At 66.8% G+C, this 16723-nt stretch carries 19 protein-coding genes and 1 tRNA gene; 12 read left to right on the forward strand and 8 right to left on the reverse strand.

The window, feature by feature from the left end; translation table 11 throughout:
- The first annotated feature begins 25 nt into the window (after positions 1-25).
- The 7 genes from K3U96_RS05020 (at position 26) to mspA (K3U96_RS05050) (ending at position 6664) form a co-directional block, all read left to right on the forward strand.
- A complete protein-coding gene (locus K3U96_RS05020) occupies positions 26-712 on the forward strand; it encodes a response regulator transcription factor (RefSeq protein ID WP_069407145.1) in 687 nt (228 codons plus the stop codon).
- Positions 712-2163, forward strand: a complete 1452-nt coding sequence (locus K3U96_RS05025; protein ID WP_069407138.1) for a HAMP domain-containing sensor histidine kinase — start codon at positions 712-714, stop codon at positions 2161-2163. The genes K3U96_RS05020 and K3U96_RS05025 overlap by 1 nt, the downstream gene beginning before the upstream one ends.
- A 177-nt stretch (positions 2164-2340) precedes the next feature.
- Positions 2341-3693 (forward strand): S1C family serine protease, encoded by a 1353-nt coding sequence (locus K3U96_RS05030; protein WP_069407137.1) that lies wholly within the window; start codon positions 2341-2343, stop codon positions 3691-3693.
- 35 nt (positions 3694-3728) lie between these two features.
- Complete coding sequence (locus K3U96_RS05035) at positions 3729-4274, forward strand: MogA/MoaB family molybdenum cofactor biosynthesis protein (RefSeq protein WP_372514910.1); 546 nt, start codon at positions 3729-3731, stop codon at positions 4272-4274.
- Between the two features lie 58 nt (positions 4275-4332).
- A complete protein-coding gene (locus tag K3U96_RS05040) occupies positions 4333-4491 on the forward strand; it encodes a hypothetical protein (RefSeq protein WP_220692271.1) in 159 nt (52 codons plus the stop codon).
- Positions 4492-4874: 383 nt separating this feature from the next.
- Positions 4875-5519, forward strand: a complete 645-nt coding sequence (gene mspA, locus K3U96_RS05045; protein ID WP_220692272.1) for a porin MspA — start codon at positions 4875-4877, stop codon at positions 5517-5519.
- Positions 5520-6019: 500 nt separating this feature from the next.
- A complete protein-coding gene (mspA, locus tag K3U96_RS05050) occupies positions 6020-6664 on the forward strand; it encodes a porin MspA (protein ID WP_220692273.1) in 645 nt (214 codons plus the stop codon).
- A gap of 66 nt (positions 6665-6730) precedes the next feature.
- Here mspA (K3U96_RS05050) and mscL read toward each other — a convergent pair whose 3' ends face one another.
- The 4 genes from mscL to K3U96_RS05070 all read right to left on the reverse strand — a co-directional run bounded on the left by mscL (position 6731) and on the right by K3U96_RS05070 (position 9060).
- Positions 6731-7192 (reverse strand): large-conductance mechanosensitive channel protein MscL, encoded by a 462-nt coding sequence (mscL, locus tag K3U96_RS05055; protein WP_220692274.1) that lies wholly within the window; start codon positions 7190-7192, stop codon positions 6731-6733.
- A 107-nt stretch (positions 7193-7299) separates the two neighbouring features.
- Complete coding sequence (locus tag K3U96_RS05060; RefSeq protein ID WP_220692275.1) at positions 7300-7962, reverse strand: SAF domain-containing protein; 663 nt, start codon at positions 7960-7962, stop codon at positions 7300-7302.
- A gap of 71 nt (positions 7963-8033) precedes the next feature.
- Positions 8034-8381 (reverse strand): FmdB family zinc ribbon protein, encoded by a 348-nt coding sequence (locus K3U96_RS05065; protein WP_220692276.1) that lies wholly within the window; start codon positions 8379-8381, stop codon positions 8034-8036.
- Positions 8382-8439: 58 nt separating this feature from the next.
- Positions 8440-9060, reverse strand: a complete 621-nt coding sequence (locus tag K3U96_RS05070) for a 5-formyltetrahydrofolate cyclo-ligase (protein WP_220692277.1) — start codon at positions 9058-9060, stop codon at positions 8440-8442.
- A gap of 65 nt (positions 9061-9125) precedes the next feature.
- On the opposite strand from K3U96_RS05070, the gene K3U96_RS05075 reads away from it, so the two are divergent.
- The 5 genes from K3U96_RS05075 to K3U96_RS05095 all read left to right on the forward strand — a co-directional run bounded on the left by K3U96_RS05075 (position 9126) and on the right by K3U96_RS05095 (position 13459).
- Positions 9126-10037, forward strand: coding sequence for a UTP--glucose-1-phosphate uridylyltransferase (locus tag K3U96_RS05075; RefSeq protein ID WP_069405644.1), 912 nt, complete (start codon positions 9126-9128; stop codon positions 10035-10037).
- A 67-nt stretch (positions 10038-10104) separates the two neighbouring features.
- Entirely contained in the window at positions 10105-11367 is a 1263-nt protein-coding gene (gene glp / locus K3U96_RS05080) for a molybdotransferase-like divisome protein Glp (protein WP_069405643.1), read from the forward strand.
- A gap of 14 nt (positions 11368-11381) precedes the next feature.
- A complete protein-coding gene (locus tag K3U96_RS05085; protein ID WP_069405650.1) occupies positions 11382-12035 on the forward strand; it encodes a GNAT family N-acetyltransferase in 654 nt (217 codons plus the stop codon).
- Positions 12036-12244: 209 nt separating this feature from the next.
- On the forward strand, positions 12245-13321 hold the full coding sequence (gene sepX / locus K3U96_RS05090) for a divisome protein SepX/GlpR (protein ID WP_220692278.1): 1077 nt from the start codon (positions 12245-12247) through the stop codon (positions 13319-13321).
- A 62-nt stretch (positions 13322-13383) separates the two neighbouring features.
- Positions 13384-13459: transfer RNA gene (locus K3U96_RS05095), tRNA-Ala, on the forward strand.
- Positions 13460-13497: 38 nt separating this feature from the next.
- Here K3U96_RS05095 and K3U96_RS05100 read toward each other — a convergent pair.
- The 4 genes from K3U96_RS05100 to K3U96_RS05115 form a co-directional block, all read right to left on the reverse strand.
- Positions 13498-14322, reverse strand: a complete 825-nt coding sequence (locus tag K3U96_RS05100) for a hypothetical protein (protein ID WP_220692279.1) — start codon at positions 14320-14322, stop codon at positions 13498-13500.
- Entirely contained in the window at positions 14319-14921 is a 603-nt protein-coding gene (locus tag K3U96_RS05105; RefSeq protein WP_220692280.1) for a TetR/AcrR family transcriptional regulator, read from the reverse strand. Before K3U96_RS05105 ends, K3U96_RS05100 begins: the two co-directional genes overlap by 4 nt.
- Positions 14922-14991: 70 nt before the next feature.
- On the reverse strand, positions 14992-15756 hold the full coding sequence (locus tag K3U96_RS05110) for an SDR family NAD(P)-dependent oxidoreductase (protein WP_069405639.1): 765 nt from the start codon (positions 15754-15756) through the stop codon (positions 14992-14994).
- 97 nt (positions 15757-15853) lie between these two features.
- Positions 15854-16474: a superoxide dismutase gene (locus K3U96_RS05115; RefSeq protein WP_220692281.1), complete on the reverse strand. Its 621-nt coding sequence runs from the start codon at positions 16472-16474 to the stop codon at positions 15854-15856.
- Positions 16475-16723: the final 249 nt, after the last annotated feature.

The following is a 16723-nucleotide window of genomic DNA, read 5'->3' on the forward strand; positions in this document are numbered from 1 at the left end:
CAGATAGGGAGATGACACTGTGGCTGTGCGCATACTTGTCGTCGACGACGATCGCGCGGTGCGCGAATCCCTGCGCCGCTCGCTTTCGTTCAACGGATACGCGGTCGAGCTGGCCCAGGACGGTGTCGAAGCCCTCGACCTGATCGCCAGCGACCGGCCCGATGCCCTGGTGTTGGACGTGATGATGCCGCGGCTCGACGGCCTCGAGGTGTGCCGTCAGCTGCGCAGCACCGGAGACGACCTGCCGATCCTGGTGTTGACCGCGCGCGACTCGGTGTCCGAGCGGGTGGCCGGGCTCGACGCCGGCGCCGACGACTACCTGCCCAAACCATTCGCCCTCGAGGAACTGCTGGCCCGCATGCGCGCGTTGCTGCGGCGCACCACCTCAGACGACGGTGAAGAGTCGCCCGCCCTGACGTTCTCCGACCTCTCGCTGGACCCGGTCACCCGGGAGGTCACCCGCGGGCAACGCCAGATCAGCCTGACGCGCACCGAGTTCGCGCTGCTCGAAATGCTCATCGCGAACCCGCGGCGGGTGCTGACCCGCAGCCGCATCCTCGAGGAAGTGTGGGGCTTCGACTTCCCGACGTCGGGCAACGCCCTCGAGGTGTATGTCGGCTATCTCCGCCGAAAGACAGAGGCCGAAGGAGAGCCGCGACTGATCCACACCGTTCGAGGGGTGGGTTATGTGCTGCGCGAGACCCCGCCCTGATGTCGACCCCGAGTCACGGATTTGGGCCGCAGCCCAACTCGTCACCGCCGGTGCCGCCCACCAAGTCCGTGTCGCTGCGCTGGCGGGTGATGTTGCTCGCCATGTCGATGGTCGCGATGGTGGTGGTGTTGATGGCCGTCGCGGTCTGGGCGGTGGTTTCGCGGGCGCTCTACGACGACGTCGACAACCAACTGCGCAGCCGCGCTCGACTGCTCATCGAAAGCGGGTCGCTGCAGGTGGACCCGAGCAAGGCGATCGAGGGCACCGCCTACTCCGACGTCAACGCGATGCTGGTGATCCCGGGACGGGCGATCTACACCGCGAACCAACAGGGCGAGACGCTGCCGCTCGGCGAGCCGGAGAAGGCGGTGCTGCGAGGTGAGCTGCTCATGTCGCTGCGGACCGCCAACCACCAGCGGGTGCTGGCGATGCGCCTGTCCAACGACAGCTCGTTGTTGATCTCCAAGAGCATGGCGCCCACCGCCCTGGTGCTCAAACGGCTGGGCACGGTGCTGTCGATCGTGGGCGGCATCGGTGTCGCGGTGGCCGCCATGGCCGGCGGCGCGGTCGCCCGTGCGGGGCTGCGTCCGGTGGCCCGGCTGACCGAAGCCGCCGAACGGGTGGCCCGCACCGACGACCTCCGCCCGATCCCGGTGGTGGGCAGCGATGAACTCGCAAGGCTCACCGAAGCTTTCAATATGATGCTGCGCGCGCTCGCGGAATCACGGGACCAGCAGGCCAGATTGGTCACCGACGCCGGGCACGAACTGCGTACGCCGCTGACCTCGCTGCGCACCAACGTGGAGCTGTTGATGGCGTCGATGGCGCCGGGGGCGCCACGGTTGCCCGATGAGGAGATGGCCGGGTTGCGCGCGGACGTGATCGCCCAGATCCAGGAATTGTCCACGTTGGTGGGCGATCTGGTGGATCTGACCCGCGACGACGCGGGCGTGGTCATCCACGAGCCGGTCGACATGACCGAGATCATCGACCGGTCCCTTGAGCGGGTTCGTCGCCGCCGCAACGACATTCAGTTCGGAGTGGATGTGACGCCGTGGCAGGTGTACGGCGACGACGGCGGGCTGGGCCGGGCGGTGCTCAATCTTCTCGACAACGCCGCGAAATGGAGCCCGCCCGGCGGACGGGTCGTGGTCCGGATGACCCAGATCGATCCGGTGCACGCCGAGTTGGTGGTGTCCGACGAGGGCCCGGGGATCCCGCCGCAGGAGCGCCAATTGGTGTTCGAGCGGTTCTTCCGCTCGGCGTCGGCGCGTGCGATGTCCGGTTCCGGGTTGGGGCTGGCGATCGTCAAGCAGATCGTCGTCAAGCACGGCGGCACGTTGTGGGTGGAGGACGCCTCGCCCGGCGGGCAACCGCCGGGGACCGCCATGCACGTGGTGTTGCCCGGCAGCCCGATTCCAGTGCCCGCCGATACCGACACGCCAGCCTGACGTCGCCGTCCGCGGGCCCGCCGTCGCCGATGATTGGGGTGCGCGCCACGGGGGAATCGACTCAGAGCATGCCCCGAAGGATTTCTAAGTGGATTCTCAGCCCGCTTGGGGACATTGGGCGTGGCTGAACCGTTGTCTTGATAACTGCCCTAATAGAAGGAAGAGCATCACAGCGCTATGACAAACCATCCGAGGTATTCGTCGCCGTCACCACATCCGGGTCGTCGGCCCGGCGGGCATGAGAACGCGGCACCCGGTTACCCCGGTGCGCAGCGGTCTGGTCCCTATCAGCAGGCCTACGACTGGCGCTATGCGACCCAGCAGCAACAGCAGCAGTCGGCGCCCTTCCGTGCGCCCTACGACCCCTACCGGGGCGCATCCCAGCCGATGGCCGGTGGACCGTCGGGACCGCCGCCGCAAAAGCGTTCGCGTGCAGGCGCTTTGACGGTAGGCGCGCTTGCCGTCGCGGTGGTTTCGGCTGGCATCGGTGGTGGGGTCGCCGTGCTCGCGCAACCGGATCGGCCCGCGGCCACGTCGTCGGTCACGGGGGCGGCGCCGACCGTGCCCGCCGCCAGCCTGCCCGCCGGCTCCGTCGAACAGGTCGCGGCGAAGGTGGTGCCCAGCGTGGTCAAGCTCGAGGTCGATCTCGGCCGCCAGTCCGAGGAGGGCTCGGGAATCATCCTGTCGTCGGACGGCCTGATCCTGACCAACAACCACGTCATCTCGGCTGCGGCCGGGGCAGCGCCCCGCGGCGCGGACGCCGACGCATCGACCAAGGTGACGTTCTCCGACGGCCACACCACGTCGTTCAGCGTCGTGGGAACCGACCCCAGCAGCGACATCGCCGTGGTCCGCGCCGAGGGCGTGTCCGGGCTGACGCCCATCGCGATCGGGTCGTCGGGGGACCTGCGGGTAGGCCAGGACGTGGTGGCGATCGGCTCACCGCTTGGTCTCGAAGGCACCGTGACGACCGGCATCATCAGCGCGCTGAACCGTCCCGTCGCCGCAGGCGGGGACGCCCGCAACCAGAACACCGTGCTCGACGCCATCCAGACCGACGCGGCGATCAACCCGGGCAACTCCGGTGGCGCGCTGGTCAACATGAACGGCGAGTTGGTCGGCGTGAACTCGGCCATCGCCACACTCGGCGGCGACGCGGGACCGCAGGCCTCCAGCGGGTCGATCGGACTCGGGTTCGCAATCCCGGTGGACCAGGCCAAGCGCATCGCCGACGAGCTGATCAAGAACGGTTCGGCCTCCCACGCCTCGCTTGGCGTGCAGGTCACCAGCGATGCGACCGTCGACGGCGCCCGGATCGTCGAGGTCACCGGTGGCGGCGCCGCCGCAGCGGCCGGACTGCCGAGCGGGGTCGTGGTCACCAAGGTCGACGGCCGGGTCGTCAACAGCGCCGACGCGCTGGTGGCCGCCGTGCGTTCGAAGGCGCCCGGTGATCAGGTCACGCTGACGTTCCTGGACCGCTCGGGTAAGCCGCAGACGGTGCAGGTAACGCTCGGCAAGGCCCAGCAGTGACCACCACGACGAATACGGGGCCACGCGGCGCCACCCTGACAGTGGCCGCGCCGATGTCGCTACCCGCATATACGGTTGCACTCATGGAACAGCCAGGCGAGTTGGTGGGCCGCGCTCTTATCGTCGTCGTCGACGACCGCACCGCACACGGCGACGAAGAGGACCACAGCGGTCCGTTGGTGACCGAACTGCTCGGTGAGGCCGGGTTCGTCGTCGACGGTGTGGTCGTGGTGTCCGCCGACGAAGTCGAGATCCGCAATGCGTTGAACACCGCGGTGATCGGGGGAGTCGACCTGGTGGTGTCGGTCGGCGGCACCGGGGTCACGCCGCGTGACGTCACGCCCGAGGCGACCTTGGACATCCTCGACCGCGAACTCCTCGGCATCTCCGAAGCGCTGCGCGCGTCGGCGTTGTCGGCGGGCATCGTCGAAGCCGGGGTGTCTCGCGGGCTCGCGGGAATCTCGGGCAGCACGCTGGTGGTCAACATTGCCGGCTCCCGGGCCGCAGTGCGCGACGGCATGGCGACGCTGAGCCCGTTGGCGGTACAGATCATCGGCCAGCTGTCCAGCCTGGAGATTTGACGTATCCGTCAGCCGTATGCCGGCAAAGATGTGATCTTCATCACATAGGGGACTCTCGATGGCCGACCCATCCAAGCGCTCGCGCGAGGCGATAGACCGGATTTTCGGTGACTCGTTGCCGTCCAAGGAAACTGACGAGGACGACATTTCCACCCGCACCGAGGACCTCGCACATGAACACTGGCTGCGGGAAAACGTGCCGCCCCACCATGATTGATCAGTGATCCGGAACGAGCCGCCGGGGGTTAGCTGGTGGCAGCGGCGGCGGGGTTCCCGGCCGAGGGGGTACGGCCGGATCGGCGGGCGTCGACCCTTATGCTGGGCACGCGTTCCGGTTGCTGCCGGCGGCGCAAGGCCAGGGGTGAACGGGGAGGTCCAGTAACGCGCGGCAGGCGGCGGGCGATCTCTCGTTGCCGGGGTAATCGACCGACCGTTATGTTCCTTCTGTCAAGGATGAGCACAACGTAAGAGCCGCTTATGGGGATTCTCATTTGCGTCACATGGGGCTGCTGAGTCATGTGTGGTGTAGCGGTAGGACCAGGCACGAACGGGACAACCACGCGGGGCGGCCGGGCCCGGCGTCGACAAGCTAGGGAGATCATGAAGGCAATCAGTCGGGTGCTGATCGCGTTGGTTGCGGCCGCCGCGTCTCTGTTCGTGAGCACGGGCACCTCTCACGCGGGCCTGGATAACGAGTTGAGCCTGGTTGATGGTCAGGATCGCACGCTGACGATTCAGCAGTGGGACACCTTCCTCAACGGTGTGTTCCCGTTGGACCGCAACCGGCTTACCCGTGAGTGGTTCCATTCCGGCCGGGCCAAGTACGAGGTGACCGGCCCCAATGCCAACAAGTTCCAGGGCACGCTGGAGCTGGGTTATCAGATCGGCTTCCCGTGGTCGTTGGGTGTCGGGATCAACTTCAGCTACACCACGCCCAACATCCTGCTGGATCAGGCGCCGCTTCCCGGTGAGCCCGCCGCGATCTTCGGTCCGGGTTTCATCACGACGCCCAACCTGTTTCCCGGAGTGTCGATCAGCGCGGATCTGGGCAACGGCCCGGGCATCCAGGAAGTCGCCACGTTCTCGGTCGACGTCAAGGGCGCTAAAGGTGGTGTGGCGGTGTCGAATGCGCACGGCACGGTGACCGGTGCGGCCGGCGGTGTGTTGCTGCGTCCGTTCGCCCGGCTGATCTCCTCGGCCGGTGACAGCGTCACCACCTACGGCGAGCCCTGGAACATGAACTGACCTAGTCCTCTCCCAAGCGCCACAGAAAGCGGCCCCCGACAACCACGCCGGGGGCCGCTTTCGTGGTTTCGCCAGGGTGTCGCGGATATTGCCGCACGGTGAACAAAAATAGGTCGGCTAAGTGGTCTTGATCACAGCCAGCGACATCGCGTGCGCACGTGCAATGTTTTCACCTCCGCGCGCAACTGCCGCCTGATGCAGCGCCGTGGTCCCCGCCATCTGCAGTTCTAGCCAAAACGGTTGCGGCACCGGAACGGCCAGCCGTCGTCGAGACGAACGCGACGTGTCGACGAGCCCGACATCAACACCCCGCACGCCCAGACCGCGCGATTCTGTTCGCGTTGCCGGTTGTCCGACCGCCCGTTATGTTCCTCTCGTCAACGATGAGCAAAACCTAAGAGCAGCATGTGGCGTCTCTCATCCGCACCGCATGACGCTGCTCGGGGGCAGGGACAACACGCTGGGTCAGCCGGGCCCGGCGCCGACAAGCTAGGGAGATCATGAAGGCAATCAGTCGGGTGCTGATCGCGTTGGTTGCGGCCGCCGCGTCTCTGTTCGTGAGCACGGGCACCTCTCACGCGGGCCTGGATAACGAGTTGAGCCTGGTCGACGGTAAGGATCGCACGCTGACGATTCAGCAGTGGGACACCTTCCTCAACGGTGTGTTCCCGTTGGACCGCAACCGGCTTACCCGTGAGTGGTTCCATTCCGGTCGGGCCAAGTACATCGTGGCGGGCCCGAAGGCCGACGACTTCGAGGGCACGCTGGAGCTGGGTTATCAGATCGGCTTCCCGTGGTCGTTGGGTGTCGGGATCAACTTCAGCTACACCACGCCCAACATCCTGCTGGATCAGGCGCCGCTTCCCGGTGAGCCCGCCGCGATCTTCGGTCCGGGTTTCATCACGACGCCCAACCTGTTTCCCGGGGTGTCGATCAGCGCGGATCTGGGCAACGGGCCGGGCATCCAGGAAGTCGCGACGTTCTCGGTCGACGTCGAAGGCGCGGAAGGCGGTGTGGCGGTGTCGAATGCGCACGGCACGGTGACCGGTGCGGCCGGCGGTGTGTTGCTGCGTCCGTTCGCCCGGCTGATCTCCTCGGCCGGTGACAGCGTCACCACCTACGGCGAGCCCTGGAACATGAACTGACCTAGCTGCCCAGGCAAAGCGCAAACGACCCCCGGCACCCCGCCGGGGGTCGTTTCACGTTGTGGCTCAGGACTTGTCGGCGCTCGTCGTCTCGGCGGTGTCGGGGCTCGGGCCGGTGCCAGGCCCGCTGACATGCTTGCCCGAGGAGGAGCCGTTGGTTTCGGCGAGAATGTTGCGGATCTCGGTCAGCAGCGACAGCTCGGTGTCCTGTGCCTGTTCGACCTCGCCCTTCTTGCGCAGCCGGTTGTAGGGCACCACGACGAGGAAGTACACCACCGCGGCGACGAGGACGAAGTTGATCAACCCGGACAACAGGACGTTGAGATCGATGGCCTGCCCGCCGCCGATATTGATCCGCAAGACGCCGTAATTCGATTCACCGCCCGCGCCGATGCGACTGATCAACGGTTGGATGATGCTGTCGGTGAACCTCGTGACCAGGCCGGTGAACGCGGTACCGATGACGACCGCGACCGACAGGTCGACGATATTGCCGCGGGCGAGAAATTCCTTGAACCCCTTCAACATGGTCTCCCGATCCCTCCCTGCCATGGTGTTAGCTGTCAGACACGCCACGTTAGTCGGGTGTTGCTGCTTTGACGATGGATCGCGCCCGCGTCGCAGCGTCGACGTGATCAGTGAAACGTTAGCGTGACCGCCGAAACCAGCGTGGCCGCCGCGACGTCGTTGGCGGCACGAGCCGGCAGCGCCACCAACACCACCCGATCGCCGCCGGTCGCTGCGCCCGTCGGCTTCTCGGACACCACCACGACGACGGCGTCCCGCGCGACCACGCTGGGTTCGGCGTCGGCGGCCACCGTCGATTCCGCGCCGGCCGTCAGCACGTCGACGACATCGCCAGGGCGCACGAGGTCGAGTAGCGCCGTGTCGTCGAGGCGTAACGGCACGATCCGCGCATCGGGACCCGCCGCGGATTCGGCCAGCCGCGGACCCAGCACGCGCACGTCGGTGAGCGCTTCGCCGCGCCGGGCCGGACCGGCAAGCGTCGCGCCGACGACGGAACCCGGGTCGGTCTGCGCACCATCGGGAATCATTGTGGCACTGCGTGATTCGACCTTGACGTCGGCGGCGTCGAGCTTCACGCCCGGCATCAGATCGTGCGCGGCGACGACGACGTCGGCGCGTCGGTCGTCGGGATCGGGACGCACGGCCGCGACGGCGGCCAGCACGACGAGCACACCTGCGGCGGCGCGACGGGCCGCCAGCGTGCGGGTCCAGTCAGGGCGCAGCGCGTCTTGGATTCGGCTCAGCACCGACGGGCTCAGAGATTCCCCCATACCGCCAAATTAGGCAGCCGGTCCCCGAAATGGTGCGGGCGCGGCGCCCGCCTGTGGATAACCCTGGGCGGTTAGTTGGATGCCGCGGCGGCCGGCGTCGAACTCGACGAGCCAGCGCTCGACGTCGAGCCCGAAGTCGAACTCGAACTTGAGCCCGAACTCGAGTTGTCGGTGGAACTGGACTTCTCCGACGAGGAACTCTTGGAGCTACTCGAGGAGCCGTTGGAGGAACTCTTGCTCGGCTCGCGGCTGTCGGTGCGATAGAACCCGCTGCCCTTGAAAACCACGCCCACATTGCCGAATAGCTTGCGCAGCCGGCCGTTGCACTTGCTGCACGTGGTCAGCGCGGCGTCGCTGAAGGACTGCACGGCGTCGAACCGGTTATCGCATTCAGTGCACGCATAAGAATAGGTGGGCACGCTAACCTCCGAGGTGGTCAAACAACTTAGCACTCTACCGTGCCAAGTGCTAGAACCGCTATGTGGGCTGCGTCATTCCCGCCCGCTTTTCCGCGCCGGCTCCGAGCGCGATCAGCCCGCGTCGCGGCGTCAACGCGTGGGTCATCGGCACGTCGTGCGGCTCGGCGGGCAACTCGTCGAGGATCTCCTCGTCGCGCACCACCGCGATCATCCGGGTGCCCGGCGCGGCCAGCCGTAGCGACCGATCGTAGAACCCCGCTCCGCGGCCCAGTCGCACGCCGGCCCGGTCGACGGCGAGCGCGGGCACCAGGATCATCGACGCGCTGGTCACGGCTTCGGCGGCTAGCCACGGCGGTGCCGGCTCACGCAGCCCGAACCGCGCGTCGACCAACTCGCCGGGCCGGTACTCACCCCACTGCAGGGGTAACGGGATGCCGCCCGCGTCGTGGCGCGCGACCGGTAGCAACACCCGCACCCCGCGCCGATGCGGCGAATCGACGAGCTCAGAAGAGCCCGGTTCGGAGCCCACAGGCACATAGCCGCATAGGGTTTGGCCGTCGGCCACCAAGCCGGCGAGGTGCTTGGCCAAGGCGTGCGCATCGGCGTCGTGCTGCTGCGCTGGCAACGCACGACGAGCCGAAAGAATCGCGGCACGCAACTCGGTTTTCACCACGCTCACCGGACCGCCTCCAAACAACGAACCTTGGGAGGTTAATCCAACCCGAGGAGGTTAATGTGTGAACGATGACACGGGGTTCGGTATCGATACCGCTGACGGCGGTGGTTCCAGCGGCCGGGTTGGGGACCCGGTTCCTGCCTGCGACCAAAACGGTGCCCAAGGAATTGCTGCCGGTGGTGGACACACCGGGCATCGAGCTCGTCGCGGCGGAGGCGGCAGAGGCTGGCGCCGAGCGCCTGGTCATCATCACCTCCGAGGGCAAGGACAGCGTGGTCGCGCACTTCGTCGAGGACCTGATCCTCGAGGGCACGCTGGAAGCGCGCGGTAAGCAGTCGATGCTGGAGAAGGTGCGTCGCGCGCCCGCACTGATCAAGGTCGAGTCGGTGGTGCAGGCCGAACCCCTCGGCCTCGGCCACGCGGTGAGCTGCGTCGAGAGCGTCCTGGCAGCCGACGAAGACGCGATCGCGGTGCTGCTGCCCGATGATCTGGTGGTGCCCAGCGGCGTGCTGGAGACGATGTCGAAGGTCCGGCGCAAACGCGGCGGCTCGGTGCTCTGCGCCATCGAGGTCCCGGGCGAGGACATCAGCGCCTACGGCGTCTTCGACGTCGAAACCCTCCCCGACGCCGACAATCCGAACGTGCTGCGGGTCAAGGGCATGGTGGAAAAGCCCAAGGCCGAGGACGCACCGTCGCCCTATGCCGCCGCCGGCCGCTACATATTGGACCGCGCGATATTCGACGCGATCAACCGCGTGTCACCAGGGGCGGGTGGCGAGATCCAGTTGACCGACGCGATCGCGCTGTTGATCGACGAAGGTCATCCCGTGCACGTCGTCGTGCATCGCGGCTCCCGACACGACCTGGGAAATCCCGGCGGCTACCTGAAGGCTGCGGTTGACTTTGCATTGGAGCGCGACGACTACGGGCCTGAATTGCGGCGATGGTTGGTAGAGCGACTGGGCTTGGCCGAACGGTAGAACCACGCGCCGCAGCCGCCGGGTCGGCGACATTGGGGAAATGCCCCGCAAGGCAGAAAGGCGTGTTGTGCGTTCGGTGGAGGAGCAGCAGGCTCGAGTAGCGTCCGCCGCGATGGCTCCCCGGCCGGTCCGGGTGGCGATCGCCGAGGCCCAAGGCCTGATGTGCGCCGAGGAGGTGGTCACCGAGCGTCCCCTGCCCGGCTTCGACCAGGCGGCCATCGACGGTTATGCGGTACGCAGCGTGGACGTCCTCGGGGTGGACTCCGACGATGCCGACGACGGCGGTCCGGTCGACCGGGAGATCAGCCTGCCGGTGATGGGGCTGATCGAGGCCGGCGCGCGCACCCCCAGCCGGTTGCAGCCGCGCCAGGCCGCCAGAGTGCAGACCGGCGCACCCATGCCGACACTGGCCGACGCGGTACTTCCGCTGCGCTGGACCGACGGCGGCGACTCCCGAGTGACCGTGCTGCGCGGCGTGCGCTCGGGCGCATACGTCCGTCGCACCGGCGACGACGTACAACCCGGCGACGTCGCCGTGCGCGCAGGCACGATCATCGGACCCGCGCAGGTCGGGCTGCTGGCCGCGGTCGGGCGTGAACGCGTGCTGGTACATCCGCGCCCGCGGCTGTCGGTGATGTGCGTCGGCGGTGAACTCGTCGATATCTCCCGCACACCCGGAAACGGTCAGGTCTACGACGTGAACTCCTATGCGTTGGCCGCCGCGGGCCGCGATGCCGGTGCCGAGGTGAACCGCGTCGGCATCGTCGACGCCGATCCCGCGAAACTCCGCGAAGTCGTTGAGGGCCAACTCAACCGCGCCGAGGCACTCGTCATCGCGGGCGCGGTCGGCGGGGCCGCTGCCGAAGGGGTGCGGTCGGTGCTCGCCGAGCTGGGCGATATGGAGGTCACCCGCATCGCGATGCATCCCGGTTCCGTCCAGGGCTTCGGCCAGCTCGGACCCGAACGCGTGCCGGTGTTTCTGCTGCCGGCCAACCCGGTCAGCGCGTTGGTGGTCTTCGAGGTGATGGTGCGTCCGCTGATCCGGCTGTCGCTGGGCAAGCGCCAAGCGCACCGACGGATCGTGCAGGCCAGGGCGCTGTCGCCGATCAGCTCGGTGGTGGGTCGCAAGGGCTATCTGCGTGGACAGCTCATGCGCGATCAGGACACCGGCGAGTATCTGGTGCAGGCACTCGGCGGTGCGCCCGGCGCGTCGTCGCATCTGCTGGCCACGCTGGCCGAGGCAAACTGTCTGGTGATCGTTCCCAGCGAAGCAGAGCAGATCCGCACCGGTGAGATCGTCGACGTCGCGTTCCTGGCCCAACGCGGTTGATCAGCGCGGGCAACGTGAACTTCTGGCGGTCCACCTCCTTGCATCCCGGGTGGCCAGTGCCCGTAGGTCCGCTCCGGGTACCCGCAGGGGTGGTGCGACTGCGACCGGTACGGCTGCGCGACGGCGCCCAATGGAGCCGGATCCGGCTGGCCGACCAAGAGCACTTGGAGCGGTGGGAGCCGGCCACCGGGATGGATTGGAAAGCGCGCCATGCTGTTACGTCGTGGCCGGCGGTGTGTTCGGGGCTGCGGGCCGAGGCGCGCAAGGGCCGGATGCTGCCCTATGTGATCGAACTCGACGGCCAGTTCTGCGGCCAGCTCACGATCGGAAACGTGACGCACGGAGCGCTGCGGTCGGCGTGGATCGGGTACTGGGTGGCCAGGTCTGTCACCGGGGGCGGGGTCGCGACCGCAGCCTTGGCGTTGGGTGTGGACCACTGCTTCGGCCCCGTCTCGCTGCACCGCGTCGAGGCGACGGTACGGCCGGAGAACGCGGCGAGCCGCGCGGTGCTGGCAAAGGTCGGCTTCCGCGAGGAAGGCCTGCTGCGCCGCTATCTCGACGTCGACGGGGCGTGGCGTGATCACCTGTTGGTTGCCGTCACCGTCGAGGAGGTCGACGGTTCGGCGTCATCGACGCTGGTCCGCCGGGGGCGCGCGGCCTGGGTGTAGCCACTTCTTCTCGGCTCTTCGCCGAGGGTTGCGGGCGGGCTCGGACTCCGGCTCCGACGCGCATTTCGCGACACCGGGTTGTTACAAATGTGACATTTGTGACTGGTGGTGCTTGTCAGCAGCGAATTACAGGTGTGTAATTGTCTCGGCGCGCCGTCCACGGATGCGCTGGTCGCAGACCTAGCCTGATGGGGAAAGGAGCAGGCGCAATGCCAAGCATCCCCCAATCTCTGCTGTGGATCTCGCTCGTCGTCCTCTGGTTGTTCGTTCTCGTCCCGATGCTGATCAGCAAGCGGGACGCGGTTCGCCGCACCAGTGACGTCGCCCTGGCGACGCGGGTGCTCAACAGCGGCCGCAACGCACGTCTGCTGCGACGCCCCCGTCCGGCGGCCGGGCACGCGAGCGATCCGGACTGGCGCCCGTCCGAGGACGATCTGGACGACGACTATGGCGACGCGGTCGACGAAGCGCCGGCCCGTGCGCCCGAGCGAACGCTGGTGCGCGCGGCTGTGGTCGAGGCCGAGCGCGACGCGGAGTCCGAGTACCTCGACGTGGATGTCATCGGTGAGGACTCCGGGGCGCTGCCCGTCGGCGAGTCGGCGATGTATGAGGACGACGAACCCGATGCCGAAACCGGCGAGCTGACACTGGAATTCGACGAGTCGGCCGGAGACGAACCCGCCGACACGCCGCCGCAGGCCCACGACGACTCCCACGACTCCCACGACTCCCACGACTCCCACGACTCCCACGACTCCGACGACTCCGACGACGACGCGTACGAATATGTCGACGACTCGTCGGGGCTCGAGGCGCCCTCGGAAACCGATTTGCAGCTCGCCGACTCGATGACTGCGGCAAGGCGGCGCAGGCACGAGTCCAAGACGGCCGCCGCGGTGAGTGCCCGCAAGTACAACTTCCGCAAGCGGATGCTGACCGCGATGGCGGCGATGCTGGTGGTATCCGCGATCGCGGCGGCGACGCTGTCACCGTCGTTGTGGTGGCTGTGTGGCGCAGTCGGCGGTGTGACGGTGCTGTACCTGGGTTATCTGCGCCGTCAGACCCGCATCGAGGAGCGGCTGCGGCGTCGCAGGGCCCAGCGGATCGCCCGCTCGCGACTGGGCGTGGAGAACACCCTTGACAGCGAGTTCGACGTCGTGCCTGCGCGGCTGCGGCGGCCGGGTTCTGTGGTGCTGGAGATCGACGACGAGGATCCCGACTTCGAGCACCTGGAATATGTGCCGTTCGCCCGAGGGTTTGACCTGCCGCGGGCCGCGGGCCAGTAGGTCAGCACCGGTTTCCGATTTTCAGGCGCCGTGCGCAGGCTGGTAACCTGCTATCGGTATCAGGGGCTATGGCGCAGTTGGTAGCGCGACTCGTTCGCATCGAGTAGGTCAGGGGTTCGATTCCCCTTAGCTCCACCACGATTGAGCAGGTCAGATCCCTACGCCTGGTTCGTCTCTCACGGATGCGTGACGAGATAGGTCTCGTTGTCCAGCCCGGCGGTGAGCTCCGCGACGTTGAATGGCCGGTCCAGCCGGGCGTGTAGTGCTTTGGGCTCGATGAGAAGACTGATCTCAGCGGTCTGGCGGGCGAAGAACCGGCCGATGAGCGGGTAGATCCGACGCATCATCGCCCGCTCTGCAGAGGTGCAGCGCGACGCGCAATACCCGACATGACCGATTTCGTCGGTGAGGATTTCGCTGTAAAGCAGTTCGATCCGGGCGGCGACTTCGGGTTCGTCGGCGAACAGTCGGCCGCCGACACGGCGTAGTTCGTCGAACATGATGCAGCCCGCCATTTCCGCGGCTCCGACGAACAGGAAGCTGAGCCGCTCCGGGATGAACACGCCGGCCTTGACGAACTGTCGCATCATGAACGGCGGCGGGACTACCTGGAACGTCAGGTCGAAGATGTCGAGGGCGTAGGCCAGCAAGCGGGTGTGGTAGTGCTCCTCGAGTTCGAGGTAGACGTTCTCCGGCGGCAGATTCTCGTCGCTGTTGCGCCCGTAGGTTTCGCCGAGCCCGACGCCGAACCGTTCTGCCTGGTTCAGCTTGGCGGTCGCCAGCAGGAACAGCATCTTGTCGTCCAGTCCGGGTTCAGGTCGGCGGCGGCGTAGATTGCGCAGAAAGATCTCACGGTCGGCCGGACGGGCCGACCGTACCGGGTTGGTTTCCAGCTCACTGAAGAACCGCTCCCGGTTCGCCAGGCGGCGATTGAGCAGGTCGGCTTCACCGTCGCGCCTTGCCAGAAACTCCCGGTAGCCTTCGATGCCTGAAGGGTTCATCGTTTCTCCATTCCGTTGACAATCGTTGTCACATAGCGACGTAACACCGCGGGGTCATGGGCCCCGGTGGCTAAGAGCGCGAAAAGGCCGGTCAGAAAGAAGATCCCGAGTTCTGCAGGATCTGCGTCCGAGGGCACTTGGCCGACGTCTTGTGCTCCTTGGATGAGGGCGATGACGAACTCGGCCAGCGGGTGTCGCACCAACTCGTCCTCGACAGGACGTGTCGCCGAGAAATGCAATCCCAGCATGTCGCGGAAAACAACTGTGCCCAAACGGCGTTCAGCGTCGAGCACATGGTTGACGACCTGCGAGAGCACGGACTCCAGATCGCCCTCGGCGTCGCCGAGTTCGGTGACGATCCGGGTCTCCTCGGTGCGCTCCAACTCGATGAGGACGTGTTCCTTCGTCGGGAAGTGGAAGTAAAACGTTCCTCTGGCCACACCCGCCGTCGCGGCGATCGCGCTGACATCGGCGTCGGCCAGACCACGCCGTGCGATTTCGGCCAGCGCCGCGTCGAACAGTCGCGACCGGGTTTCGAGTCGTCGCGCCTCTCGGACGCCGACCGGCGGTCCGGTCAGGGCGGCGGTTTTCGAAGGCACGGGCCGACCCTACGCCTTTCGCTGACGACCGTCAATGACAGTCGTCAGCGAAACGGCTGGGGGTCGGCCGCTAGGTGATCGTCACACCGCCGTCGACGACGATCGTCTGGCCGGTCACGTAACCGCCCGCTTCCGACGCCAGCCAGATCACCGTTGCCGAGAGCTCTGCGGGGTCACCAACCCGTTGCAGCACAACGCGATTCGCGAGCGTCTGCTCGAGATATCCGGGAACGTACTGATCGGTCATCTCCGATTTGAAGAAGCCCGGCGCAATGGCGTTGACCCGGATGCCCTTGCGTGACCCCCACTGCTGGGCGAGGTCGCGGGTAAGCCCCACGATGGCCGCCTTGCTGGCGCTGTAGGCGGCCTGCGGCAGCCCCGCCGTCGTCAACCCCAGCACGCTGGAGATGTTGATGATCGAGCTACCCGGCCGCATCACCTTGCCGCACGCCTGAGCGGTCCAATACGACCCGTGCAGGTTGATGTCGACGACGGCGCGGAACTCGTCGGGCGTCTCGCGGCTGGCCGGAACCGCCGTGCCCACGCCGGCATTGTTGACCAGTACGTCGACCCGGCCGAATTCCTGCACGGCCGACTCCACGAGCGCGGTGCACTGCTCGGGATCGGTGACGTCCGTCGGCACGATGTGCGCACGACGCCCCGCCTCTCGGACGAGTTCAGCTGTGGCAGTAAGCTTCTCGGCCCGCCGAGCCGCCAGCACGACGTCGGCGCCTGCCTGCGCACATGCCTCGGCGAACGACACCCCCAAGCCCGACGATGCTCCGGTGATGATGACCACTTTGTCATCGAGCCGAAACCTGTCCAGAATCGTCATTGCATTGAGCCCTTTCGCGTCGGCCGGTGGTCGTCCTGAGACATCCTGACCTGGCAGGCTAAGCGGGCTGCGACGGGGCCATCCGGGCGCGTCTGCGTTAGAAGATCAGGCCGATGGTCTTGCTGGTGGCCGCGGCGAACCGGTCCTGTACGTCGGCCCAGTTCACCACGTTCCAGAACGCCTTGACGTAGTCGGCCTTGACGTTTTTGTACTGCAGGTAGTAGGCGTGCTCCCACATGTCGACCTGCAGCAGCGGAATGATGCCGAGCGGGACGTTGGCCTGCTGGTCGTAGAGCTGGAAGGTGAGCAGTCGCTGGCCGAGCGTGTCGTAGCCCAGCACCGCCCAGCCCGAGCCCTGCAGTCCGTTGGCGGCCGCGGTGAACTGTGCCTGGAATTTGTCAAAAGACCCGAACTGGTCGTCGATGGCGGCGGCGAGGTCGCCGGTGGGCTTGTCGCCGCCGTTGGGGGAGAGGTTTTTCCACCAGATGGAATGGTTGACGTGTCCGCCGAGGTGGAAGGCGAGGTTCTTCTCGTGCAGGAAGATCGCCGAGTGGTCGCCGTTGGCCCGCGCTTCCTCGAGCTTGGCGATGGCGTCGTTGACGCCCTTGACGTACGTGGCGTGGTGCTTGCCATGGTGGATTTCGTTGATCTGACCGGAGATGTGGGGCTCCAGCGCGCCGTAGTCGTAGTCCAGGTCCGGCAGCGTGTACTCAGCCATGAGCGTCCTTTCTGATGTTCAGTTGTCGTCTCTGTGCCCGCGGTCGCCGTGATCTCACCGCCGGGGTTGAGTCGGCGCGGATCCGCGGCCGGGGCGTTCGATCCGCTGGCAGCATATGGCCTGGCCAGCCCATCTGTCCAACTGTTCATATGTTCATGTGTTACGTTGGCGCTTGCGGGCCGGTTGGGTGCGACGTCGATGCAGCACATCGGAACCGACTTGTCATCGAGGCGGTGGGTGGCGCCACGG

The organism is Mycolicibacterium holsaticum DSM 44478 = JCM 12374 (assembly GCF_019645835.1).
GTDB lineage: Bacteria > Actinomycetota > Actinomycetes > Mycobacteriales > Mycobacteriaceae > Mycobacterium > Mycobacterium holsaticum.

Coding starts and splice junctions, on each gene's coding strand:
- mspA (WP_220692273.1), top strand. CDS start 6,020: ATGAAGGCAATCAGTCGGGTGCTGATCGCGTTGGTTGCGGCCGCCGCG.
- mscL (WP_220692274.1), bottom strand. CDS start 7,192: ATGTTGAAGGGGTTCAAGGAATTTCTCGCCCGCGGCAATATCGTCGAC.
- K3U96_RS05075 (WP_069405644.1), top strand. CDS start 9,126: ATGACACGGGGTTCGGTATCGATACCGCTGACGGCGGTGGTTCCAGCG.
- K3U96_RS05025 (WP_069407138.1), top strand. CDS start 712: ATGTCGACCCCGAGTCACGGATTTGGGCCGCAGCCCAACTCGTCACCG.
- K3U96_RS05110 (WP_069405639.1), bottom strand. CDS start 15,756: ATGACGATTCTGGACAGGTTTCGGCTCGATGACAAAGTGGTCATCATC.
- K3U96_RS05030 (WP_069407137.1), top strand. CDS start 2,341: ATGACAAACCATCCGAGGTATTCGTCGCCGTCACCACATCCGGGTCGT.
- K3U96_RS05040 (WP_220692271.1), top strand. CDS start 4,333: ATGGCCGACCCATCCAAGCGCTCGCGCGAGGCGATAGACCGGATTTTC.
- K3U96_RS05115 (WP_220692281.1), bottom strand. CDS start 16,474: ATGGCTGAGTACACGCTGCCGGACCTGGACTACGACTACGGCGCGCTG.
- mspA (WP_220692272.1), top strand. CDS start 4,875: ATGAAGGCAATCAGTCGGGTGCTGATCGCGTTGGTTGCGGCCGCCGCG.
- sepX (WP_220692278.1), top strand. CDS start 12,245: ATGCCAAGCATCCCCCAATCTCTGCTGTGGATCTCGCTCGTCGTCCTC.
- K3U96_RS05060 (WP_220692275.1), bottom strand. CDS start 7,962: ATGGGGGAATCTCTGAGCCCGTCGGTGCTGAGCCGAATCCAAGACGCG.
- K3U96_RS05100 (WP_220692279.1), bottom strand. CDS start 14,322: ATGAACCCTTCAGGCATCGAAGGCTACCGGGAGTTTCTGGCAAGGCGC.